17 protein-coding genes are annotated in these 21,220 nt (G+C 47.0%); 8 read left to right on the top strand and 9 right to left on the bottom strand.

The window, feature by feature from the left end:
• The first annotated feature begins 22 nt into the window (after nucleotides 1-22).
• A complete protein-coding gene (locus tag NG795_RS08310; protein ID WP_367288192.1) occupies nucleotides 23-160 on the top strand; it encodes a hypothetical protein in 138 nt (45 codons plus the stop codon).
• A 37-nt stretch (nucleotides 161-197) separates the two neighbouring features.
• Entirely contained in the window at nucleotides 198-590 is a 393-nt protein-coding gene (locus tag NG795_RS08305) for a metal-sensing transcriptional repressor (protein ID WP_367288191.1), read from the top strand.
• Nucleotides 591-614: 24 nt separating this feature from the next.
• Here NG795_RS08305 and NG795_RS08300 read toward each other — a convergent pair whose 3' ends face one another.
• From NG795_RS08300 to acnB, 3 genes are all read right to left on the bottom strand, one after another.
• Complete coding sequence (locus tag NG795_RS08300; RefSeq protein WP_367288190.1) at nucleotides 615-974, bottom strand: phage holin family protein; 360 nt, start codon at nucleotides 972-974, stop codon at nucleotides 615-617.
• 284 nt (nucleotides 975-1,258) lie between these two features.
• A complete protein-coding gene (blaOXA, locus tag NG795_RS08295) occupies nucleotides 1,259-2,128 on the bottom strand; it encodes a class D beta-lactamase (RefSeq protein WP_367288189.1) in 870 nt (289 codons plus the stop codon).
• Nucleotides 2,129-2,287: 159 nt separating this feature from the next.
• Nucleotides 2,288-4,897, bottom strand: coding sequence for a bifunctional aconitate hydratase 2/2-methylisocitrate dehydratase (acnB, locus tag NG795_RS08290; RefSeq protein ID WP_367288188.1), 2,610 nt, complete (start codon nucleotides 4,895-4,897; stop codon nucleotides 2,288-2,290).
• 672 nt (nucleotides 4,898-5,569) lie between these two features.
• Here acnB and NG795_RS08285 point away from each other — a divergent pair.
• Nucleotides 5,570-9,433 carry a PAS domain S-box protein gene (locus tag NG795_RS08285; protein WP_367288187.1) on the top strand — a complete coding sequence of 1,288 codons (3,864 nt, stop codon included), beginning with the start codon at nucleotides 5,570-5,572 and terminating at the stop codon, nucleotides 9,431-9,433.
• 137 nt (nucleotides 9,434-9,570) lie between these two features.
• On the opposite strand, the gene NG795_RS08280 is transcribed toward NG795_RS08285, so the two are convergent.
• On the bottom strand, nucleotides 9,571-10,449 hold the full coding sequence (locus NG795_RS08280; protein ID WP_367288186.1) for an MBL fold metallo-hydrolase: 879 nt from the start codon (nucleotides 10,447-10,449) through the stop codon (nucleotides 9,571-9,573).
• 313 nt (nucleotides 10,450-10,762) lie between these two features.
• Between NG795_RS08280 and NG795_RS08275 the strand changes: the two genes are divergently transcribed.
• The 3 genes from NG795_RS08275 (at nucleotide 10,763) to NG795_RS08265 (ending at nucleotide 13,214) form a co-directional block, all read left to right on the top strand.
• The gene (locus NG795_RS08275) at nucleotides 10,763-11,164 is read left to right on the top strand and encodes a hypothetical protein (protein ID WP_367288185.1); all 402 of its coding nucleotides are present in this window, start codon (nucleotides 10,763-10,765) and stop codon (nucleotides 11,162-11,164) included.
• The gene (locus NG795_RS08270) at nucleotides 11,161-12,858 is read left to right on the top strand and encodes a potassium channel family protein (protein ID WP_367288184.1); all 1,698 of its coding nucleotides are present in this window, start codon (nucleotides 11,161-11,163) and stop codon (nucleotides 12,856-12,858) included. Before NG795_RS08275 ends, NG795_RS08270 begins: the two co-directional genes overlap by 4 nt.
• A 173-nt stretch (nucleotides 12,859-13,031) precedes the next feature.
• On the top strand, nucleotides 13,032-13,214 hold the full coding sequence (locus NG795_RS08265; protein ID WP_367288429.1) for a Uma2 family endonuclease: 183 nt from the start codon (nucleotides 13,032-13,034) through the stop codon (nucleotides 13,212-13,214).
• Between the two features lie 87 nt (nucleotides 13,215-13,301).
• On the opposite strand, the gene NG795_RS08260 is transcribed toward NG795_RS08265, so the two are convergent.
• Complete coding sequence (locus tag NG795_RS08260; protein ID WP_367288183.1) at nucleotides 13,302-13,958, bottom strand: Uma2 family endonuclease; 657 nt, start codon at nucleotides 13,956-13,958, stop codon at nucleotides 13,302-13,304.
• Nucleotides 13,959-14,131: 173 nt separating this feature from the next.
• On the opposite strand from NG795_RS08260, the gene NG795_RS08255 reads away from it, so the two are divergent.
• Nucleotides 14,132-14,788 (top strand): Uma2 family endonuclease, encoded by a 657-nt coding sequence (locus tag NG795_RS08255; RefSeq protein ID WP_367288182.1) that lies wholly within the window; start codon nucleotides 14,132-14,134, stop codon nucleotides 14,786-14,788.
• Nucleotides 14,789-14,808: 20 nt separating this feature from the next.
• On the opposite strand, the gene NG795_RS08250 is transcribed toward NG795_RS08255, so the two are convergent.
• The 4 genes from NG795_RS08250 to NG795_RS08235 all read right to left on the bottom strand — a co-directional run bounded on the left by NG795_RS08250 (nucleotide 14,809) and on the right by NG795_RS08235 (nucleotide 19,092).
• On the bottom strand, nucleotides 14,809-16,956 hold the full coding sequence (locus NG795_RS08250; protein WP_367288181.1) for a GmrSD restriction endonuclease domain-containing protein: 2,148 nt from the start codon (nucleotides 16,954-16,956) through the stop codon (nucleotides 14,809-14,811).
• A gap of 316 nt (nucleotides 16,957-17,272) precedes the next feature.
• Entirely contained in the window at nucleotides 17,273-17,608 is a 336-nt protein-coding gene (locus NG795_RS08245) for a HepT-like ribonuclease domain-containing protein (protein WP_367288180.1), read from the bottom strand.
• Entirely contained in the window at nucleotides 17,580-17,912 is a 333-nt protein-coding gene (locus NG795_RS08240; RefSeq protein WP_367288179.1) for a nucleotidyltransferase family protein, read from the bottom strand. The genes NG795_RS08245 and NG795_RS08240 overlap by 29 nt, the downstream gene beginning before the upstream one ends.
• Nucleotides 17,913-18,159: 247 nt before the next feature.
• The gene (locus NG795_RS08235; protein WP_367288178.1) at nucleotides 18,160-19,092 is read right to left on the bottom strand and encodes an SGNH/GDSL hydrolase family protein; all 933 of its coding nucleotides are present in this window, start codon (nucleotides 19,090-19,092) and stop codon (nucleotides 18,160-18,162) included.
• A 109-nt stretch (nucleotides 19,093-19,201) separates the two neighbouring features.
• On the opposite strand from NG795_RS08235, the gene dnaG reads away from it, so the two are divergent.
• Entirely contained in the window at nucleotides 19,202-21,118 is a 1,917-nt protein-coding gene (dnaG, locus tag NG795_RS08230; RefSeq protein WP_367288177.1) for a DNA primase, read from the top strand.
• The last annotated feature ends 102 nt before the right edge of the window (nucleotides 21,119-21,220 follow it).

Raw genomic sequence — 21,220 nt, 5'->3', positions numbered from 1 at the left:
GATGAATCAACTATGAGCCATCGTGGAAGCTATAGGCGAAAGCTTGTGGCAGTCTTTAAATTGGTTGTTTCATTTTCCCAGTGCAACGAGTTCAACCCTTCCACCCCCGTTGAAACAGTGGACAGTTGGAAAAGTGGCGATCGCACCCGAACTAGGATAAAATACTGAGTGTTACTGCCGCCTTTCCCCAATCCCTCATGGTTCTATCTGACCCCTCCACTGCTCATCCCGGGCCGGACTCGGCTCACGCTCATGATTCCGATGGATTTCACACCCACCCCCATCATGATCATGACTCAGACAGGCACGCCCATGTTCATGTTCACAGCGAAGAATCCCTGCGTCGCCTCGTCAATCGCCTCTCTCGCATTGAAGGCCATATCCGGGGCATCAAAACAATGGTTCAAGAAAGCCGTCCTTGTCCCGAAGTCCTCTTACAAGTGGCTGCCGTTCGCGGTGCACTCGATCGCGTTGCCCGAATCGTCCTGGACGAACACCTCACCGAATGCCTCGCCCGGGCAGCCAAAGAGGGCCATATTGAAGACGAAATCGAAGAACTCAAGGCTGCCCTTGATCGCTTTCTGCCCTAGCCACCACTGAGGGTTACTGTCGCTTTAGAGTAAAATCGTTTCAATCGAGCTACTGACTAACGCTAAAGCCAACGCCCCAAAAATAGCGGTTGTGATGCCCTTCTCCAACCGAAAACCGGGAACCACCCGGGCCGCGATCGCAAAGACTATCACGTTCATCACAAAAGCGAACAAACCAGACAATAAGCCCAAAGTCAGCACATTTGGGATGAAAAACAGGGCTTTGAGCAGGGGTAAAATTAGCACATTTAATCCCCCCAACGCCGCCGCAGCCATCAGCGCTTTTGGGGGACTATCAATCTGAATCCCCAAGGGCAATTGCGAAATCAACAGCAAGCTACTAAACGTGACTAACCAGGCAATCAGAATATCTACGAGTTGCATTGTTATATTTTCCTTTTAAAGTAAGAGGGTAAATTTTTCACACTCTTACCTTATCTCCTTCTTCACTCCCTTTACCTCTGCTTTTAGATATAAATCTCCCTCTGCCAAAAGGTGATGATTGAGCCGCTACGCAGTCCGGATTACCGGGCTAACTTTCTAACGCCTCTATAGCAAGTGTCAATGAATTCGAGAATTTTAGGAGGGGGAGCATCTTGCTCCCTACTGCTCATCGGGAGCAAGATACTTCCCCTCCTCCCTTTTACGCTTTGAATAGTTTAGACTGGCTACAGCACTCCCATATCTTGCAAACACCGCCGAGTCAACTCAATTCGAGCAGCCCCATCTTCTTGCTTATTAACATCAATATTGGTCGCAAAAAAATAAGCATTATTTTCGGTTTCTACATACCCCACAAACCATCCAATATTTTGAAGCGATTCATTTCCATATCCAAACCAACCTGTTTTACCTCGAATGGTGTAGTTCGGAGTTTGTTCATAAATCATAATCTCTTTGACCCGGGAAAGGGTCTGCTCAGAAAAGGGTAAATCATTCTCGTAGAGACGGCGCAAAAATTGCACTTGCTGTTGGGGAGTAACTTGGAGGTTTCCCTGTAGCCAAAATTGGTCTATTTCTTCGGCTGTGCCAATGTTTTGATTACCATAACCGACTTGGGTTATCCATTGCTGCATTCGCTCATATCCGATGCGGCGCGCTAAAACTTGATAAAACCAGACGGCAGAGATTTTAAACGCTTCTTTCAGATTCAAGTCTCGATTCCAGGTGGGAATTGTTCGGGGAATTCCATCCCAGGTTAACACCGCCAGTTCATTCGGAATAACGCCGGTTTCTAGGGCAATCAGAGAGTTGAGGATTTTAAAGGTTGAGGCGGTGGGGAAAGCGGTTTGATTGCGTTGGGGGTTATGTTGCCAGAGCCGATCGCCATTTAATTCCGCAATGATAATTGACCCTTCAACCCCTAACTCTTGGAAATGCTGCCCAAAGTTAAGGTTCTGGGCAATCTGTTCAGAAACTAGAGTTTCCCCCCATGAATTGGAACGGCTGGATACAGGTTTGATGGGTGGCAATAAGGATAAAAATAGACAACCAAACGAAATCAGAATGATTGTTTTAACATGAAATATGTTCTTCATAATTTGAGGGAATCCAACTGAAATGACAGCGGGGGTGTGATGGATGATGACATAAAAAGCGGAAACCACTCTCTACCCTTGCAGGTCAATTTTGAGTGGCTTCCGCTTGACCAAGGTAGAGTTTTAGTCCCTAAAGCTCTACGTTGCTCTCGGCTTCAGTTATTTCCCCGCGCCGACAGGCATTCCCAAAATATCCTCAATCTTGGGTAACTCTTCTAACGGAATCACTCGACCTTCATCCTCAAATCCCTGGATTTGGTCAAAGTTTAAATACCGATACAAATCATCAGCAAAGGGATTAATTTTCTCGCTGACAATTGCTTGATATTCTTCCACCGTGGGAATCCGTCCCAGTAAGGCACAAACTGCGGCTAATTCCGCTGAACCGAGATACACTCGCGCATCTTTGCCCATGCGATTATTGAAGTTGCGCGTCGAGGTGGAAAACACTGTTGCTCCATCCTCCACACGGGCTTGGTTGCCCATGCAAAGGCTACAACCGGGCATCTCAGTCCGGGCATTGGCTGCCTCGAAAATGTCGTAAATGCCCTCGGCTTTTAACTGTTCTTCATCCATGCGGGTGGGAGGACAAATCCACAGGCGGACTTTGACTAATCCCGCCCCTTCCAAGACTTTCGCAGCAGCGCGATAATGGCCAATATTGGTCATGCAGGAGCCGATGAAGACTTCATCAATTTTATCTCCCGCACATTCGGACATTAATTTAATGTTGTCCGGGTCATTGGGGGCCGCAACAATCGGTTCTTTAATCTCGTTTAAGTCGATTTCTAGGGTTTCCACATACTCGGCATCCGCATCAGCAGACATGAGTTGGGGATTCTCTAACCATTGCTCCATTTTAGCAACCCGGCGCAAGATGGTCCGAGGGTCTTGATAGCCTCGGGCGGCCATATTTTTTAACAGAGTCACGTTTGATCGCAGGTATTCGGCGACGGTTTCCTCACTCAGTTTAATAGTAGACCCGGCACAGGACCGTTCTGCCGTGGCGTCGGTGAGTTCAAAGGCTTGTTCTACTTTTAAATCCGGTAAGCCTTCCATTTCCATAATCCGCCCCGAGAACACATTCTTTTTGTTCTGTTTCTCGACGGTAAGCAATCCTTTTTGGATGGCAACATAAGGAATGGCATTAACAATATCCCGCAGGGTAACACCGGGTTGCAATTCCCCTTTAAACCGCACGAGGACCGATTCGGGCATATCTAAGGGCATGACGCCTAATGCAGAGGCAAAAGCGACTAAACCCGAACCAGCGGGGAAGGAGATTCCCAGGGGAAAACGGGTGTGAGAGTCGCCCCCGGTGCCGACGGTATCGGGAAGTAGCATCCGGTTCAGCCAGGAGTGGATGATGCCGTCCCCAGGACGTAATGCCACACCGCCTCGGGTGGAAAAGAAGTCGGGGAGTTCTTTTTGGGTGGTGATATCCACGGGTTTGGGATAGGCGGCGGTATGACAAAAACTCTGCATCACTAAATCGGCGGAGAAGCCGAGACAGGCGAGTTCTTTGAGTTCGTCGCGGGTCATGGGTCCGGTGGTATCCTGGGAACCCACGGTGGTCATTAGGGGCTCGCAGGCGGTTCCCGGACGGACGCCCGAGACGCCGCAGGCTTCTCCGACCATTTTTTGGGCGAGGGTGAAGCCTTTGCCGGTGTCGGTGGGGATTTCGGGACGGGTGAAGATGGGGCTGATGTCGAGTCCGATCGCCTTGCGGGTTTTGTCCGTCAGCGATCGCCCGACAATCAGAGGAATCCGTCCTCCCGCGCGAACTTCATCCAGGATGGTGTTGGGTTTGAGGGTGAAGGTGGAAATCACTTCTCCCGCTTCGTTGGTGATTTGTCCTTTGTAGGGATGGATGGTAATCACCATGCCGGTTTCCAGGTTGGTGACGTCGCACTCGATGGGGAGGGCACCGGAGTCTTCGGCGGTGTTGAAGAAGATTGGCGCGATCGCACCCCCAAGGATATAGCCCCCAGCCCGTTTATTGGGAACGCAGGGGATATCGTTGCCGATATGCCAGAGCACGGAGTTAATCGCCGATTTACGCGAGGACCCGGTCCCCACCACATCCCCCACATAAGCGACGGGATGCCCTTTGCCTTTGATTTCGGCTAGGGTTTCTAGGGCTCCGTCCATCCGGGATTCTAACATCGCGAGGGCGTGGAGGGGAATGTCCGGGCGCGTGGTGGCATGAGAAGCGGGGGACAAGTCGTCGGTGTTGGTTTCCCCGGGGACTTTAAAAACAGTGACGGTGATGGTTTCCGCGACAGGAGGGCGAGAGGTAAACCATTCGGCATTCGCCCAGGAGTCGATCGCCTGCTTCGCATAAGGGTTGGTTTCGGACAACTCCAGGACATCATGCATGGCGTCAAACACCAGCAAGGTTTTCTTGAGGGCATCGGAGGCAGCTTGGGCGATGGTGTTGTCCCCCGATTGCAGCAAATCGATTAAAGATTGGACATTATAGCCGCCCAACATGGTGCCGAGGAGTTCGATCGCCTCTAGGGGAGAAACCAAGGGAGAGGTGATTTCGCCTTTGGCAATAGCGGTTAGAAACCCAGCTTTGACGTAGGCAGCCTGATCTACTCCGGGGGGAATGCGATCGCGCAGCAGGTGCAGGAGGGTTTCTTCTTCTCCCGGTGGGGGATTTTTCAGCAGTTCACAGAGTTCAGAGGTTTGCTGGGCATCTAAGGGCAGGGGCGGAATGCCTTGACTGGTCCTAGATGCGGCCTGTTGACGGTAGGATTCTAGCATTGCAGGTGTCTCCTCTAACGGTATCGCTAATTTTAATGTAGGAATGGGTTAGATTCAGTAGGCACTTTGACAGGATGAGTGATTGTTGTTGGGGGGAGGGGAGAAGTTGTTCGTCTGGCCCCTACGGACTGGGTTATATCTCAAAAGCTTATGGGTAAATCGTTCTGGCTGTAAAGATTTATGTAAAATCCTTAACTTTTTTAGATAACTCTTACAATTAATTGCAACCCGTTAAACCTCCATCCCCATCTACCGACCTCAACCGGAGGGTTAGGAGGGTTAGCCCGTTTAGGCGATTGACATTCCGTCTCGTTAGGACCAGATTTCTGGCATCACTCTGAGGATTTCCGAGTTGGTTAGGGTTCTGTTTAATCGGAAAGGAAGTGGCATGAGAGTGAGCAGCTACATCAGGGTAATCTAGGTACAGAGGCTGGGAGAGTACAGGGGTTTTTATCAACAATGACCAGGTGAAGTGTCTTTTGGACCGAGTTACGGGCTTTTTTGTTAAGTCTTGGCACAAGTTCTGTCTGCCGAGGCGATGGACTTTAATGAATTTTAATTAAACGAGTTTTACAAAAGGCCCAGATAATATTAAGATTAATTAAAAAATGTTCATACAATTTTTTAAATGAGATGGGCCGAGAGTTTCCCAACGAGAGGGAAGGAGCGCGGATGAGTTTAGGGGAACAGAGCAAAGAGATAGAATGGATAAATGAAGATCAGGACAAACATAAGCTAGAACGCCAACGGGTCAAGGAGGAAGCTACCCTGAGTTACATCAACCCGGACGGGTCTATGTCGAGTGATTTACCCGTCTCCCTAGAGATTTGCGGGACGAACTGTTTGTTTGAGGCGATCGCCGCACGGATTTCTGTGCCGATCGCCTTGACCGATTCTACGGATGGCAAGATTGTCTATGTTAATGATTGCTTTCGCGAACTTTTCGGCTTTCGAGGCACGGAGCCGATTAATCGTCACGAAGACTGTTTTTATTATAACTTAACGGAAAGAAAAAAACTCCTCGATACCCTTCAGCTTCAAGGGGTCATCAAGAACTATGAACTGGTGGCAAAGAAAGCCGATGGCACACCCTTCTGGGTGAGTGTGTCCATTGAGGCATTGACGGTGGGAAAGGACCTGCTGTACTTTAAAACTTTCAAAGACATTACCGAGTTCAAGGAAGTCGAGAACATCCTGCAATCCCTGGACAACGGAAAAGCCCCCGTCACGGGAGAGCAGTTTTTTCCCGCCTTAGCTTGCTATCTTGGGTCATTATTGGGGATGCGCTACGTCTTTATTGGGGAGGTGGTGGGTAACAAAGCTTCCGTGGTGAAAGTTCGGGCATTCTGGGAGGGAGGCGAACTGACAGGTTCCAGTTTGAATGAGCAATTGTGCGAACTGGAATATCCGCTCCCCGGGACCCCTTGGGCGAAAGTCCTGCAATGTGGAAGCGACTGGATTGAGGATCATTTTAAGTCGCACCTGTCTCCGGGTAACCCCCTGGGTAAGCTAGAAGCTTGTAGCTACTTGGGAGTCCGATTGGTGGATATGCAGGGCAAGGCGATCGGGTTAATCTGTGGATTCGACGATCGCCCGTTAATCGACGTTCACCGTGCCCAATTGGTCTTGAGTATATTTGCGGGACAGGCATCGGCAGAACTCGATCGCCAGCGGACTCAACGAGCATTGCAGCAGAGTGAAGGGAGATTGCTGGCGGCGTTTAAAGCGGCCAAAATGGGAGTTTGGGAGTGGGATTTGCGATCGGGAAATGTGATCTGGTCTGATGAAGTTCACGCCATTTTAGGAGTCGAAAAGGGCAGCTATAACCCCACCATTGCCAGTTATATTAAGGCGATCCAAGCGGAAGACCGGCCCCTGGTTCACCGTACAATTGTCCAGGCGATCGCCGCTAAAACGAACTATGAAAGTGAATACCGGATCCTGCATAGTCAAACCAACTCCCTCCGCTGGATTGTCAGTAAAGGAGAAGTTCTCTGCGACAGTAACGGCCAAGTTGTGCGGTTGATTGAAACCCTGACCGACGTGACGGAACGGAAGCAAACTCAGGCGGCCTTAATTGAATCTGAAGCCAATTTAAGGGCTATTTTCAATTCTTCCGCTCAATCCATTGTTCTAATTGACCGCCATTATAAAATTAAAGATGTTAATAAAACCGCTCGGGAAACTGTTAAAATTTTATGGAATAAAACGATTCATCCCGGAGATTTAGCCTACGAATATGTATCAAACAAGGGGTTGGAACTTTTCAATCAAAGTTTTCATCAATGCCTTCAAGGGTTGCCCGTCCAACTCCAGCAGAAAATTGTTGGAAATACCGGGACCGAATACTGGTTTGAAATTAACGGCCAACCTATTTTTGATGAAAGAAATCAGATTATTGGAATTTGCCTGAGTGCCTTTAATATTACCGAACAGAAAAATGCGGTAGAGGCCCTGGCTAAAAGTGAAAAACGTTTTCGGTCGTTAGTCCAGAATTCATCAGATATTATTACCATTTTAGAAGCAGATGGAACGATTCGCTATCAAAGTCCAGCAGTAGAAAGAATTCTAGGCTATAAAGCCCAAGATTTAATCGGTGACAATGGGTTTAACTACATTCACCCCGAAGACAAAGAGTTGATTTATACTCTTTTTAACCAAGCTTTGGAACAACAAGGCGGGGTTGTTGAGAGTGAGTTTCGCTTTCTTCATGCTAACGGGAAATGGGTTACCCTAGAGTCTGTGGGCAGCAACCTACTTCAGGAACCGGGAATCGCGGGATTTGTCATCAATTCCCGGGATGTCACGGAGCGCAAAGAACAAGAAGAACGCCTCCGACTCTTTGAAAGAGCGATCGCCGCCAGTAGCAATGGCATCGTTATCTCTGAGTATAACAAAGATAATGCCGTGGTTTACGTCAATCCCAGTTTTGAAAAAATGACCGGGTATTCCTACGCTGAGGCAACAGGACGCAATTGCCGATTCCTGCAAGGACGCGATCGCCATCAACCGGCATTACAAGAATTGCGAAAGGCCATTCGCAACGGACAAGATTGCAAAGTCACCTTACGCAATTATCGCAAAGACGGGACATTATTTTGGAATGAACTAAGTCTGTCTCCGGTGGAAAACGAACGGGGGTCAGTTACTCACTATATTGGGGTTCAAACCGACATCAGCGATCGCAAGCGGGCGGAAGAAGAACTCATTCATCAAGCCTATTATGACCCCTTAACCGGACTGCCGAATCGGGCCTTTTTAATGGAACGACTCCGGGAAGCCAGCGCCCGCCATAATGGACAAAGCGATCGGCAAATCGGGGTTTTATTTATCGATATTGACCGCTTTAAACGAGTCAACGATAGCTTAGGTCATGCGGTGGGGGATATGCTTTTAATTGCGATCGCCTTCCGCCTAGAACGCTGTGTGAATTCTCAAAATACCGTCGCCCGTCTCGGAGGCGATCATTATGTTATCCTCTTAGAAGATGTCCAAGGCATTGAACAGGTTAGCGAGGTGGCAGAAAAAATCCACCAACAACTTAAAGCACCTTTTACCTTTGAAGGACACGCGGTCTTTATTACTGTGACCATTGGCATCGCCCTCAGTTCCATTGAGCATGAAGTCAGCACCGATTTACTCCGGAACGCAGATATTGCCATGTATCGCGCCAAACGCAGTGGCAAAGCGCGATCGGCTATCTTCGATCAGGCGATGCATGACCAAGCGGTGCAACTCTTACAGTTAGAAAATGATTTGCGCAGAGAACTCCATGAAGCCGAAACCCTCACTCAAACCTCCCTCAGACTCGCCTATCAACCGATCGTCTCTTTATTCGACGGGAAAATAGTCGGATTTGAAGCATTGCTGCGCTGGCATCACCCTCAACGCGGTTTTATTCCCCCCAGCGAATTCATTCCCCTGGCAGAAGAAACCGGCTCAATTGTCCCCTTAGGCCTCTTAGTCCTGCGGGAAGCTTGCCGACAACTCGTGGCATGGCAAACCCGATTTCCCTCCCTCCGTAAAAGCGGCGGATTAAAAATGAGCGTCAATTTATCCGGCAAACAATTTCTACAACCCGATTTAGTCGAACACGTTGATCGCGTCCTCCAAGAAACAGGTCTCGATCCGACTTTCTTAAAGCTAGAAATTACCGAAAGTGTCCTGATTGAAGATAACCAATCCGCTAATCAAACCCTCTGGCAACTCAAAGAAAGAAATATTCATTTATCCTTAGATGACTTTGGAACCGGCTATTCTTCCCTCTCTCTTTTAGCTGAATTTCCGATTGATACCTTGAAGATTGATAAATCATTTGTGCAACGGATCGGCACGGAAGGTAAAAATTTGGAAATCATTCAGGCGATCGTGACTTTAGCCCACGGTTTGGGAATGGATGTCACCGCAGAAGGGGTTGAAACCGCTGAACAATTAGCCGAACTCAAGTCCTTGGGGTCTGAAGATGGACAAGGTTATTTTTTCTCTAAGCCTTTGTCCGCTGAAAATGCCACCCTGTTGCTCAGACAGTCTATCTAAAAAATCCCTTGCAGCCGTCTAAAAAGAAAGCCCTCCGTAAGAACACCAATCGGCTTTTTAGACTGCTGCAATGAGCCCTTCCGGGTGGTATAAACTCAGTTTCTTGGCATCCCTCCTCAATGACTGAAATAGCCCGGTTATCGTTGGGTTTCCATCCAAGTGAGACAGTGTTGGAGTTCCTTCTGCATTTGCTGGGCATTTTCTGCATGATAGCGGCGACCATGCCCGGGCAGGACCCACTCAAAGGAGTAGTCTTCTAACTTGTGTAGGGATTTAATTAATTCCGGCCAAGAATACCAACAGGCATCGCGAAAGGCTATCAATTGATTCAGTCGATTGGACCAAGCTAAACAATCCCCGGTAAATAGAAATTGGTTTTGATAGAGCAACACCGTATGACCTTTGGTATGTCCGGGAAGGGGAATAATTAACATATCAGATTCCAGTTCAATTGGCTCATAGCCGGTGAGCTGAATTTCCACATCCCGAGTCCGGGGATTGATTTCATCATGATGCAGGATGCGATCGCACCCAAAATGCTCAGCAAATTTCTGATGATCCGCCACATCATCCTGATGGGTTAAATATAAATACCGAATCCCTCCCATTGATTCCAATTGTTTAACTAAAGGCGGAGAAAAGCGAGGGGAATCTACCAAAATATTTCCCTCGGCTCTCTGAATTAAATAACTCGCAGCCCCGAAAGAACTCTCCGCATGATACCCACAATGATAAATATTGCGGTCAATTACCAGGGGAAAACTCTCTTGGGCTTGTTTGATATCTTTGGGTTTATCTACGGTCCCAATTGAAGCCGTGGGACAGGCTAAAAGCGCCTGTAAAGCGGTCAAGCGTTCGCCTTGGCTTTGGGGTTGCTGATAAACTGCCGATTGGTCATTGTCACGGTGAAAGATATCGGGAGCCATCCATCGGCAAGTATCACAATCAATGCAGGTGGTATCTACATAAAAATCACCGCTAACATTTTCCGTCCGTCGCCATTGTTGATTAGCCATTATTTTCCTCTAATTTATTCTCAAGTTTAGAGTTGAGAGTCGATTCCTTAGAACAGTTTTAAATCCAATATGTACGGCCAGGAAATCTGGCGGGCGAGGTGCAACTTGTGTTCAGGGTTAAGCCCGGTACAAGCTCCTAAATCGTCCATCGGGTGCATCAGTCCTGAACCCGAATGAGGGAGGGAAGCCCCAAAGAACGAGGAAGAAATCCATGTTCTGATTCCTGTTATCCTGTCTTGATGCTCAGGTCTGATTCTTTTAAGTGTAGCTTGTATTGGCTGGAGTCAACCCCTAGGAAACCGCAGGGGGAGTGGTGGCGATCGCTTTTTTTTCCACTCCTGCTAATATAAATTGTATTGAAGGCATCCCAGAAGACCGACCCGGACTGACAAGAAACCGAGAAAAACCCAAAGAGCAAGAGAGAAAACAACCCCGAGTGCTACCCAAAGTACCAAAAGCACTAAAAGCACTTTTAGTGTATTCATCCCGTTGTTACCCTAGAGCATTTTTCCAGAGTGGAATTGCTCATACTTTCCAGAAGGCGATCGCCTCCCATCTCCATCCGTGGGATAGTTTTTTGAAGCAAAAACCAGAGGCGGTGTCCTGCGCTACATTTTTTAGATCCCAAGGGACTGAAAATATTACAGTCCGTGACATTGATGCGAATTTGGCTGTATTCTTTCTGAATCCTGATCTTAGGCTGGGGTCACCATGAAACCGCGAATCATCGTTTGCTGTCTGGGGAGCACGGGGTATCAAATTTTTGGCTTGTTAAGACAACAGGGGGCCTCGGTTGTCGGGGTAGGAGAGCGCCCAATTCCTGGAGAAGATACGGGGATCATTGTGGGAGATCCGCGATCGGCGGCAACATTACTCGCCGCAGGAATTCGCGATGCCGATGCCATCGCGATCGCCTCTGATGATGATGCGGTGAATTTAGCCATCCTGATGCAAGCGCGATTGCTCAATCCTCAGATTCGGATTATTACGCGGCTGTTTAATGGCAGTTTAGGCGATCGCTTGGATCGCACCTTACCCCACCATACCAGTATGAGCGTCTCCACCTTAGCTGCGCCCATTTTTGCCTTTGCTGCAATGGGGAGTCGGGCGATCGGGCAACTCACACTGTTTAATGAAACTTGGCCGATTCATGAAGAATACATCGATGAGCGCCATCCCTGGAACGGGCGCAAGTTAGCCGATTTATGGGAAGATCAGCGCCGGATGCTGATATACTATTTACCCCAGCATCCTGATATTGACCTAGTTTCGGCGGTTCTCGCGGGAAAAACTTTGGAAGTAGGCGATCGCCTGATTGTCGCCACTCAACTGAACAAACGCCACAACCGGCGTTCCTGGGGGCGGAAGATCCAAGAATCTCTCGGCAATTGGCGACGATTTCAACAGCAAAATCAAGCTACAACCCTCGCCCTCTTAGCCCTATTACTCACAATTTTAACCGCGACTTTTACTTATACGTTTGTTAATACCGATACCTCGTTTGTTGATTCCCTGTATTTTTCCGTCGGCATGATTACCGGCGCAGGCGGCAATGAAGCCGTAGCTGAACAGTCTCCCGTTCCTCTGAAACTGTTTACTGCGATGATGATGCTCGTCGGCGCGGGTGCAATCGGGATTTGCTATGCGCTCCTCAATGATTTTATCCTAGGGAGCCGATTTAGACAACTCTGGGATACACCCCAAATCCCTCATCGCCATCATTATATCGTGTGCGGACTGGGAGATATCGGCATCAAGGCGATCGAGCAACTGCATACCAATGGATATGATGTCGTCGTCATCGATCGCGATCCCAACTGCCGCTTTCTGAGTACCGCACAAGGGTTAAAAATTCCCATCATCCAGGCAGATGCCACCCTACCTGCTAGTTTAAAAGCCGCTAATATTGAAAAAGCCGAAGCGGTGTTAGCGGTTACCAGCAATGACATGACTAACTTAGAAATTGCCTTAACTGCCAAAGGCGTCGTCCCGCAACTGCCCGTTGTGGTCCGAAGTGAGGACCCTCGCTTTGCCTTAATGGTACAACAAGTATTCGACTTTGAGCGCGTCCTGAATCCCACAGAAATGGCCGCACCTGCCTTTGCTGCTGCTGCGATCGGGGGACGGATTTTGGGCAATGGCATGACAGCCGGGAGTCTCTGGGTGGCGATCGCCACCTTAATCACCCCCGCCCATCCATTCTATCATCAAACCGTCAAAGAATCCGCCATGAAAGCAGATTTTGTTCCGTTATATATTCAAACCCAAGAAGGGACAGTTCATGGATGGAATTTATTAGAAACTTCCTTAGATGTAGGAGATGTTTTATATTTAACCATCCCCGGAAACAAACTAGAATTACTCTGGCGGAGTACACCCTCTAAGCTGATATCCAGCAGTTCCAGTTAACCTCAATTCAGAAACCGGGTTTCTAACCCAAATCTCGGTTATAAAGCAAAAGTTATCGCAGAAACCCGGTTTCTAACCCCCAGCAACAGAAACCGGGTTTCTAACCCAAATCTCGGTTATGAAGCAAAAGTTATCGCAGAAACCCGGTTTCTCACCCCCGGGTAAAATATCACATCTATGCCGAATCCGGAATCCCCGAATATTGGCTAGTGAATCTCCAAACAGCGGAATTAATTGTTTACCGTCAACCCAGAGGACGGGATTATGGGTCGAAAATGACCTTCAAAGAGGGAGAGATTTCTCCTCTAGCGTTTCCTGATGTAATTATTCCCATAGAAGCCATAATTTCAGCATAATTTAGGGGTTGCTTGCCCTCAGCAACCCCGTTTATTTCCTAAGTCTTGGGCGGGTGAAATAGAGTTAAAACCCGTGACAGGCATCATTTAAAGGGTTTCGGGGTCAATTCCCAATTCCCGCAGTTTCGCAAAGGCGCGATCGCGTTCTTGTTGTGCCTTATCGCGTTCCTCAAACAACTCCCCGGGTTCCTTGAACAATTCCCCATCGGGATGATACACCGCTAAACCATCCGCAGACATTTCAAAGCGAATATTCAACAGGGGAGAAGTCCAGGGTAAATCCTGGGATGCGATAAAGTTTAAACTATCTTGCACCGTTGCCCGATGCAACCCCCAAAAATTATGAGATTGGGGGTCATAAAAAAACATTTCCAGCACACCATACTGTGCATAAAAATTTTGTTTCGCAGCCATTTCAATCATGGTATTACTGGGTGAGAGAATTTCAAACACCACCTGGGGGGCAATGTTGTCTTCTTCCCACTGTTTATAACTGCCGCGATCGCCATCCGGACGACCCAACGCCACCATCGCATCCGGCGCTTGACAGGGTGCCGGAGGACGTTCTACCCGAACCGGATACCACAGTAAATCCCCCGCAACAAAGGCAACTTGTTCCTTGAGGAGTTGCTTGAGATTAGTGACTAACCGCACAATCCAGCGATATTGCAGAGTATTTTCTGCGATCGGCTTACCATCAGAGTCCGGGTAGAGAATATCAGAGGAGATAGGAGTTTGAACCATAGTCCTGGTAATTGCTAATCAGGATTGATGTATTATAACAACTTCCGAATCAAACCCGATGAACTGAACTCCCCTTACCTTTTTCTAGTAGGGAATCAGGTGCTACAGGTTGTCAACTTTAAACACCATGATTAACATAGAATAGATATAGATTTTCCTCTGGGATGATGAGCATGAATCCACTTTGTAATCTAATAGCCAGTGATACCTGGGTTCCTGCCACCTGGAATGAGTACCTGAGTGCTTTGGATGACCCCGCCCACGTCAAATCCAAGGGCTATTATAGTAATGGGCGAATGCGATTAGAAATGCAACTATCTGTAGGCTTTGACCACAGCACAAACCATAGTGTGATTTCCCTGGCTGTTAATTTGTACAGCATTTTGAAGGCGATCGCATTTAAAGAATTAGACAACTGTTCCTTCCGCAAACCAGGCTATGTCGAATTTCAGCCGGATTTAGCGTATTACGTTGGCACCAAAGCAACCGCCATCCCCAACGGCACTGACATTGTGAATCTGGAAGAGTATCCGGTACCGGATTTGGTGGTGGAGGTGGCAAAATCATCCCTGTTGGACGATCGCACGGTGAAGCGAGTGCTCTATGAAGAGGTGGGGATTGCTGAATATTGGATTGTGAAGGTGGAAACAGGGGAGGTGTTGGCATATCAAATGAGCGATCGGGGGAGTCAGCGAATTGATGTATCTCTGATATTTCCAGGACTAGAGATAGCGACTCTAGACCAAGCGCTGCAACGAAGTCGCAACCAAGACCAATCCCAAGTTGGAGCCTGGTTAATGGCGCAGTTTCAGCCCGTAGGGAATGGATAATTATCAATTATCCATTTCGATTACTCTGCGTCTCCCATTTGTCTTTCTAGGGATTGCCTCACTAACCCTAAAACATAGGGTAATTCATCAAGAGATGCTAGACCCAGTTCAACATTCCTGTTACCCCAGCGCCCCAAAGCCGATACATCTCGGCAAATTCCCTTGGGATCATTAATTTCGGGAAATCGCATATTTAAGGAAATTAGTAACCGCTTAGCTTGTGGGACAACATCTACAAAGTTAAACTCTAACTTATAAGCAACGTATATCTTCAGAAATTCCTCAGTTACGCCCGGATCAAGGGCAAGAACTTCCTTGCGAAAGGCTTTAAAAAGTTCTGCCATTTTTCCAGAACACAGATAGGGGTGATCTTTTATCGTGTAACCTGATTGCTGGGGCTTGGATTGATAACAATCAAGCACATCAGATTCCAATTTTGGCGAAATCCAAACATCCAGGGCCATTGTAGAAAGTTGCTCTGCTCGTTGACGAATAGCATTTTCATCCCACTGCTCAACCTGTCCCAGCCCTTTATTCAACTTCAGGGGACTTTCTTTAAAGCCCTTTTCCATATCACGCTTCTCAACAAAGGGTTTATCACTATATTTCGAGTTGTATGCAGTAAGCGTTAAATTTCCTAGGGTATGCAAGTAAGTTTTTTGAATGCGTTGCCAGTCTGGACCCAGTGAGGTCTTCCATGCAGGAGCAAGATTTTCATTCTGGGGCATAATGTGTTCAATCGTGTACTCATCTACTACTACTCGTTCTTTGCGATCATGATTTTCCAAGCGTCGAAGCCAGTAACTACGATCGCGAACATTGTAAAGGTCTTTAGTTTGCAGCGCTCGCTTAAATTCATCATCATTAGGAAAGCGTCGGTAGGACGGCAGTAGCAGAAAGTGAGCCTGAATGCTTTCGAGATAATTATTTTTTTTGAGAGCCTTCGTAAAGTTAGCAAAAGTTTTGTTTAATGAACTGGTAGGAATTCCACAAATAGCACGGCGAAAGACATAAGATTCCACCAGTCTAACTGCTTGCACAAAATCTGTTTCAGAGAATTCACCGGAAGCATAATCTTGATAAAGCTCTAATAGGAATGGGTAAGCTACATCTACCTTTAATTCTCGCAGGTCTTGAAAGGCTAGTTTAAGTTTCGGATTCTGCTCATAGCCCAAAGCCATTGCACAGTAGTACCGAGCAAAGGTATGAATATCCTTGACTAATGCATCCACACCAGCCTGAGCAATTTGTGGCAATCTTGAATAAGATTTGAAAGCTTCATAAACTGCACTTTTATTGGGAATGGCAGCAGTCTTTACCGTTAAAAAATGGCGCATAAAGCTATCGAATTGTGTTCCATAAGCCTCCTGCCCAAACTCCACTTCCATAGGTCGCCAATACTGCTCATAAAGCTTGGTTTGGAGTTCGGGTTCAAGTCCCATCAGAATGTAATTCCGGATTAAGTCAGCTTGGGTTAACTCCCGACCCGTGGAGTTCATACTCTCAAAAATAAGTTGGGGATTGTCCTGTCCACGGCTCAGGGCAACATCTACAACCAGTAATTTTGCTAATCCTTTACAAACAGTCGTCAGATTGTCCTGATGCTCCTTAATGAGTGACTCAAACAGTTTGAAATTTTGTGTGACACGGATAGAATAGTCTTTTGGCTGCGGGGATTCGCTGAGAATCGCAATCAGGGAGGATTTGTCAGTTTGCGACAGAATCAGCTTATAGTATTTTTCTCCATCCTCGACTGGATTAAGCAAATAATAGTTTCGCAATTTACGCGGGGAAAAACCTTCCACGGGTTCAGCATCCCCAAGGGCATTAGCCAAGGCTGCAATTAGTAATGTTACTGTAGTTAGGCGTTGCTGTCCGTCAATAACTAGGAGTGGAGACTGACTGGAGACTTGATAAAGTCCTTTTTCAATATAGACAATAGAACCAAAAAAGTGAGAAGTAATTTCATCTGTTGCGCCAGTACGCATGATGTCATCCCACAACTCCCGACATTCTTTTTCTGTCCAGGAGTAGGTCCGCTGGTAAATCGGGATAACGAACTGCGGGGACTTTTTAATGAAGGCGAGTAGTTTGGTTTCAGAGGCTTTCATTTGAGTAATGGTAGATTGGCTGGACTTGAGAAAAATTAGCGGATTATAAATATTCAATAGTAAACTTAATTTGAGATCCTACCATAAAATATCTGGCGGAGATCAACACCTGCATTTCTTAATTAAATTTTAATCTTTAATGCAGAAATGCTTCCATAAACCGGGCTTATGGGTAGGGGCCAGATGGTGTTCTATTCAGGCGATCGCCTCATCGAGATCTTGCTTGCCATTATGGAATCTCTGCCTGAGTATCATCAAGCGGAAACTAGACAGACTTCTAAAAACCCAGTTGTGTTACTAAATATCCACTGCTATAGCGCTATTTTTTACCCTAACTCTCAAAAACCCTATTTCTTGACCCCCACTACGTTATTTATCCAGAAGGAATTACTTTTTTTAGCTCTACAATTAATCGGGGTAAACTCTTAACGGCAGTATCCCACACTACATCAAGGTCAATCGCGTCATATTCATGGACCAGTCGATTTCTCATCCCGTTAATGACTGACCAAGGAATTGTAGTTAACCTGTTACGAGTGGGTTCCGAAACCCGTTTTGCGGCTTCACCAATCATTAACAACCGGCGAATGATCGCATCTTGCAATTGTAAATCAGTGGTTAAGTCTGGCCGCGATCGCCCCGAAATATAGTCCATGACAATTTCGGCAGATTGTAGCATATCAAGCAAAGATTGAAGATCCCGCTCCATAAATCACCTGTGTAGAAGAGAGAATCGCTTGGCGACGCAGATAGTTCCGACTGGTTTCAATTCCCTTACGAGTCACCAGATCAACGTCACGGTGAAAGAGTTTTTTCAGTTCCTCTTCCATCTGGGCTAAATCAAACAGAGTGGGATGAGCTTCGGAATGAAATTGTACCATGACATCAATATCACTATTTTCATTAAAATCATCCCGGAGAATCGAGCCGAATAAGGCAAACTCTATCAGGTTCCACTTTTGGCAAAATTCAGCAATTTTTTCCCTCGGGAGTGCGATCGCAGTCTGGGTCATGTTAGTCTTAACCTCCAATTAGCCTCCGTGCCCTGTACTCATCATTTTGGCCGGATTCGTTGCTTTATTCTCTTCCTCATCCGGACAGGCGAGGATTTTTTCCATCAGCATTACTATTTTACCCCATACTCAGAACTCGTAGAAACCGGGTTTCTTTTCTAAATTATGGGCGATCGGGCAAAAGTTATCGCACAAACCTGATTTATTTCTCAAAAGTACAGCACTTTTGCACTCCTACTCGAATGCCTTAAAATGACATCATTGGCGCAAGTGCCTCGGTAATCTGTCGCGTGACCAATTCATTGCCACTTGGGCTAAGATGAATGTGGTCGCGATATAAACTGGCGGGTTCTTCTACGGCATTAAAAGGGTCTAAAAAATCTAGGTAGGGGATTTGATGCTGTTGGGTAAATTGTTGCAGGCGTTGGCGCGCTTTGAGTTCATAGTCTCTCGGTCCTGGTTCTCCGAGTTCGCGTAATAAGGGGGTAATTGCTAATAGGAACTTACCCTGATTCTCAGTGACGATTTGCTGAATTTCATGGATTGCTTCTAGGTTAAATCCGACCCGATCGCCTTTTTCCTCGGGTAACTTCGGCACTGTTGGCGCGGGTAACAGATATCGACTCACAACCTCTACCCATGCCAAGGGCGGTTTTTTGTCGGGATAGTTGCGATCGCGTCCGACTTGTATAGAACTGGGTTGGGTTGCAAACAAATCATCGGTATTGATGAGTAACACCACTGCCTTGGCACCAAAGGTCCCAAATTTCTCCAGGTAGGCGCGTTCATTGCGGGGTCCCCAGGAGTTTGCGGAGGCGTTGAGCACTTCGATCGCAGGGGAATTCCCCGGGAGGCGTTCCGTGAGTTGTTGCTGCATGAAGGCGGAGATGATTTGCGCCTGATCCGTCCACCATCCGCCATTGGCAACGGAGTCTCCCAGCAATAAGACTCGCGGGGTGTCTGATGTTGGGGTGACGGCAGCACTCCGCATGGAATATGGGTTAATCTCGAAGCGATTGCCAAAGCGCCGTAGTTTCTGATTCGGTGCCAACAGATACCCGATTTTCTCGTCGGGGATGTACACCGGAGGGTTGCCAAACCCAAAAAGCAGTCTGAGTGCCACTTCTACGGCGATGAACAGTCCGATAATTACGGCGATCGCAATCCCTATCATTTTCACAGATTTAACCTCCTCCTCAACCCTCAGCGTTTTTATCCCATCACCCTATAATAAAATCGGGATTTAGGACTTAACATGATTATAAGAATCAATCTGTAATTCTGTGCTCATGAACTTTCCTCGCATCCATCCTGACACGATTGAAGAAGTCAACCAACGTGCTGATATCGTGGATATCGTCTCCGATCGCGTTGTGCTCAAAAAACAGGGTAAAGATTTGGTGGGATTGTGTCCCTTTCATGATGAAGGGTCGCCCAGTTTTACCGTGAGTCCCAGTAAGCAGATGTATTACTGTTTTGGATGTCAGGCGGGGGGAAATGGGATTAAGTTTTTGATGGAAATCGGCAAACAGTCGTTTTCTGAGGTAGTGTTGGATCTGGCGCGACGGTATCAAGTGCCGGTGCAGACGATTGAACCGGAACAGCGGGAAGAGTTACAGCGGCAGCTTTCTCTGAGGGAAGAACTTTATGAAATTATGGCGATCGCCGTCCGGTTTTATGAACACGCTTTACATCAACCCCAAGGCAGTGATGCGCTGAATTATCTGAAAGTTGACCGGCAATTGAGTCTGGAAACGATTCAACAGTTTCAATTGGGTTATGCACCAGCAGGATGGGAAAGTCTTTATAGTTATTTGGTGGAAGAAAAACGGTTTTCGGTGCAGTTGGTGGAAGAGGCGGGGTTGATTAAGGCGCGAAATACTGGGGGAGGGTATTACGATCGCTTTCGCGATCGCCTGATGATTCCGATTCATGATACTCAGGGTCGGGCGATTGCTTTTGGGGGGAGAACCCTCAGCGATGAACAACCGAAATATCTCAATTCTCCGGAAACGCCGTTATTTGATAAAGGCAAAACTTTGTATGCTTTGGATAAGGCGAAATCACCCATTGCTAAGGCAGATAAAGCGGTAGTGGTGGAGGGATATTTTGATGCGATCGCCCTTCATGCGGCGGGAATTTCTAATGCGGTTGCTTCTTTGGGAACGGCATTGAGTTTAGATGCGGTTAAGCAATTATTGCGTTATACCGACTCTAAACAAGTGATTCTGAATTTTGATGCAGATGCCGCAGGGACGACGGCAGCGGAACGAGCGATCGGTGAAATTGCCGAATTAGCTTATAAGGGACAAGTCCAACTGAGAATTATCAATATTCCTGATGGTAAAGATGCGGATGATTTTCTCAAATCTACTGGCAGTCCCGAACCCTATCGGCAATTGATGGATACTGCGCCGTTATGGTTAGATTGGCAGATGCAACAATTGTTACAGGGAAATGATTTAAACCAATCCGATGCTTATCAACGGATTGCCAAGCAAATGGTGAATTTGCTCACCAAGATTCAGAATACCGATACCCGGATGTATTATGTGAATCGCTGTGCGGAAATTCTCAGTCAGGGAAATGGAACTTTAGTTGCTTTACGCGCCCAAGATTTAATTAAAAAACTCAATCGAATCCGGCGCAAAGAAAGTAAGAGTGAGCAGGAGAAGCAACAGGATCAGGTTCCAGTTTCTGCCGATCGCGGGTTGTTACAAAATGCGGAATCGGTGTTATTGCGGTTGTATTTGCATTGTCCGGAACATCGCGGGGCGATCGCCGAGGAGTTGGATGCGCGAGATTTAGATTTTAGTCTCTCCCACCATCGGTTTTTGTGGCAGCAAATTATCCAGGTTGAATATCAAGATAAAACTGGGGATTTACTGTCGCAAGTGCAAGAGCGTTTTTTACAGAATAATCAGGATTTAAAACCTGTTTCTGAGTTGTTTCATTTGGATGAAAAGTCTCAGCGAGATTTATTCAATCCACCGCTGATGATTCAAGGGGCGATCGCTTGTATTGAACGAGTCCTTTGTGACAAGCGCTGTCGTCAAGCGTTACAACTTTGGAAAGAAACAGACTTGACGAAAGAACCCGACCGGGCACGGTACTATCAAGAGCAAATTTCTGAGGAAAAAAAGCGAATTGAAGAACTGGACAAACATCGGCAAGTGAGTTTAATTGATTGGTTACAAATGTATTAGAAATTAGGGCAATATCTAAAAGTAGTAGCGCGTCTAAGCTAAAATAGTGGGTAAAATATCTTTGAGGAGTCTCATGAGTAACCCGAACATCAAACATAAAGT

This window comes from Laspinema palackyanum D2c (assembly GCF_025370875.1).
GTDB lineage: Bacteria > Cyanobacteriota > Cyanobacteriia > Cyanobacteriales > Laspinemataceae > Laspinema > Laspinema palackyanum.
The sequence above is the reverse complement of the archived record's forward strand: the minus strand, read 5'-3'. Positions and strand labels throughout refer to the sequence as shown.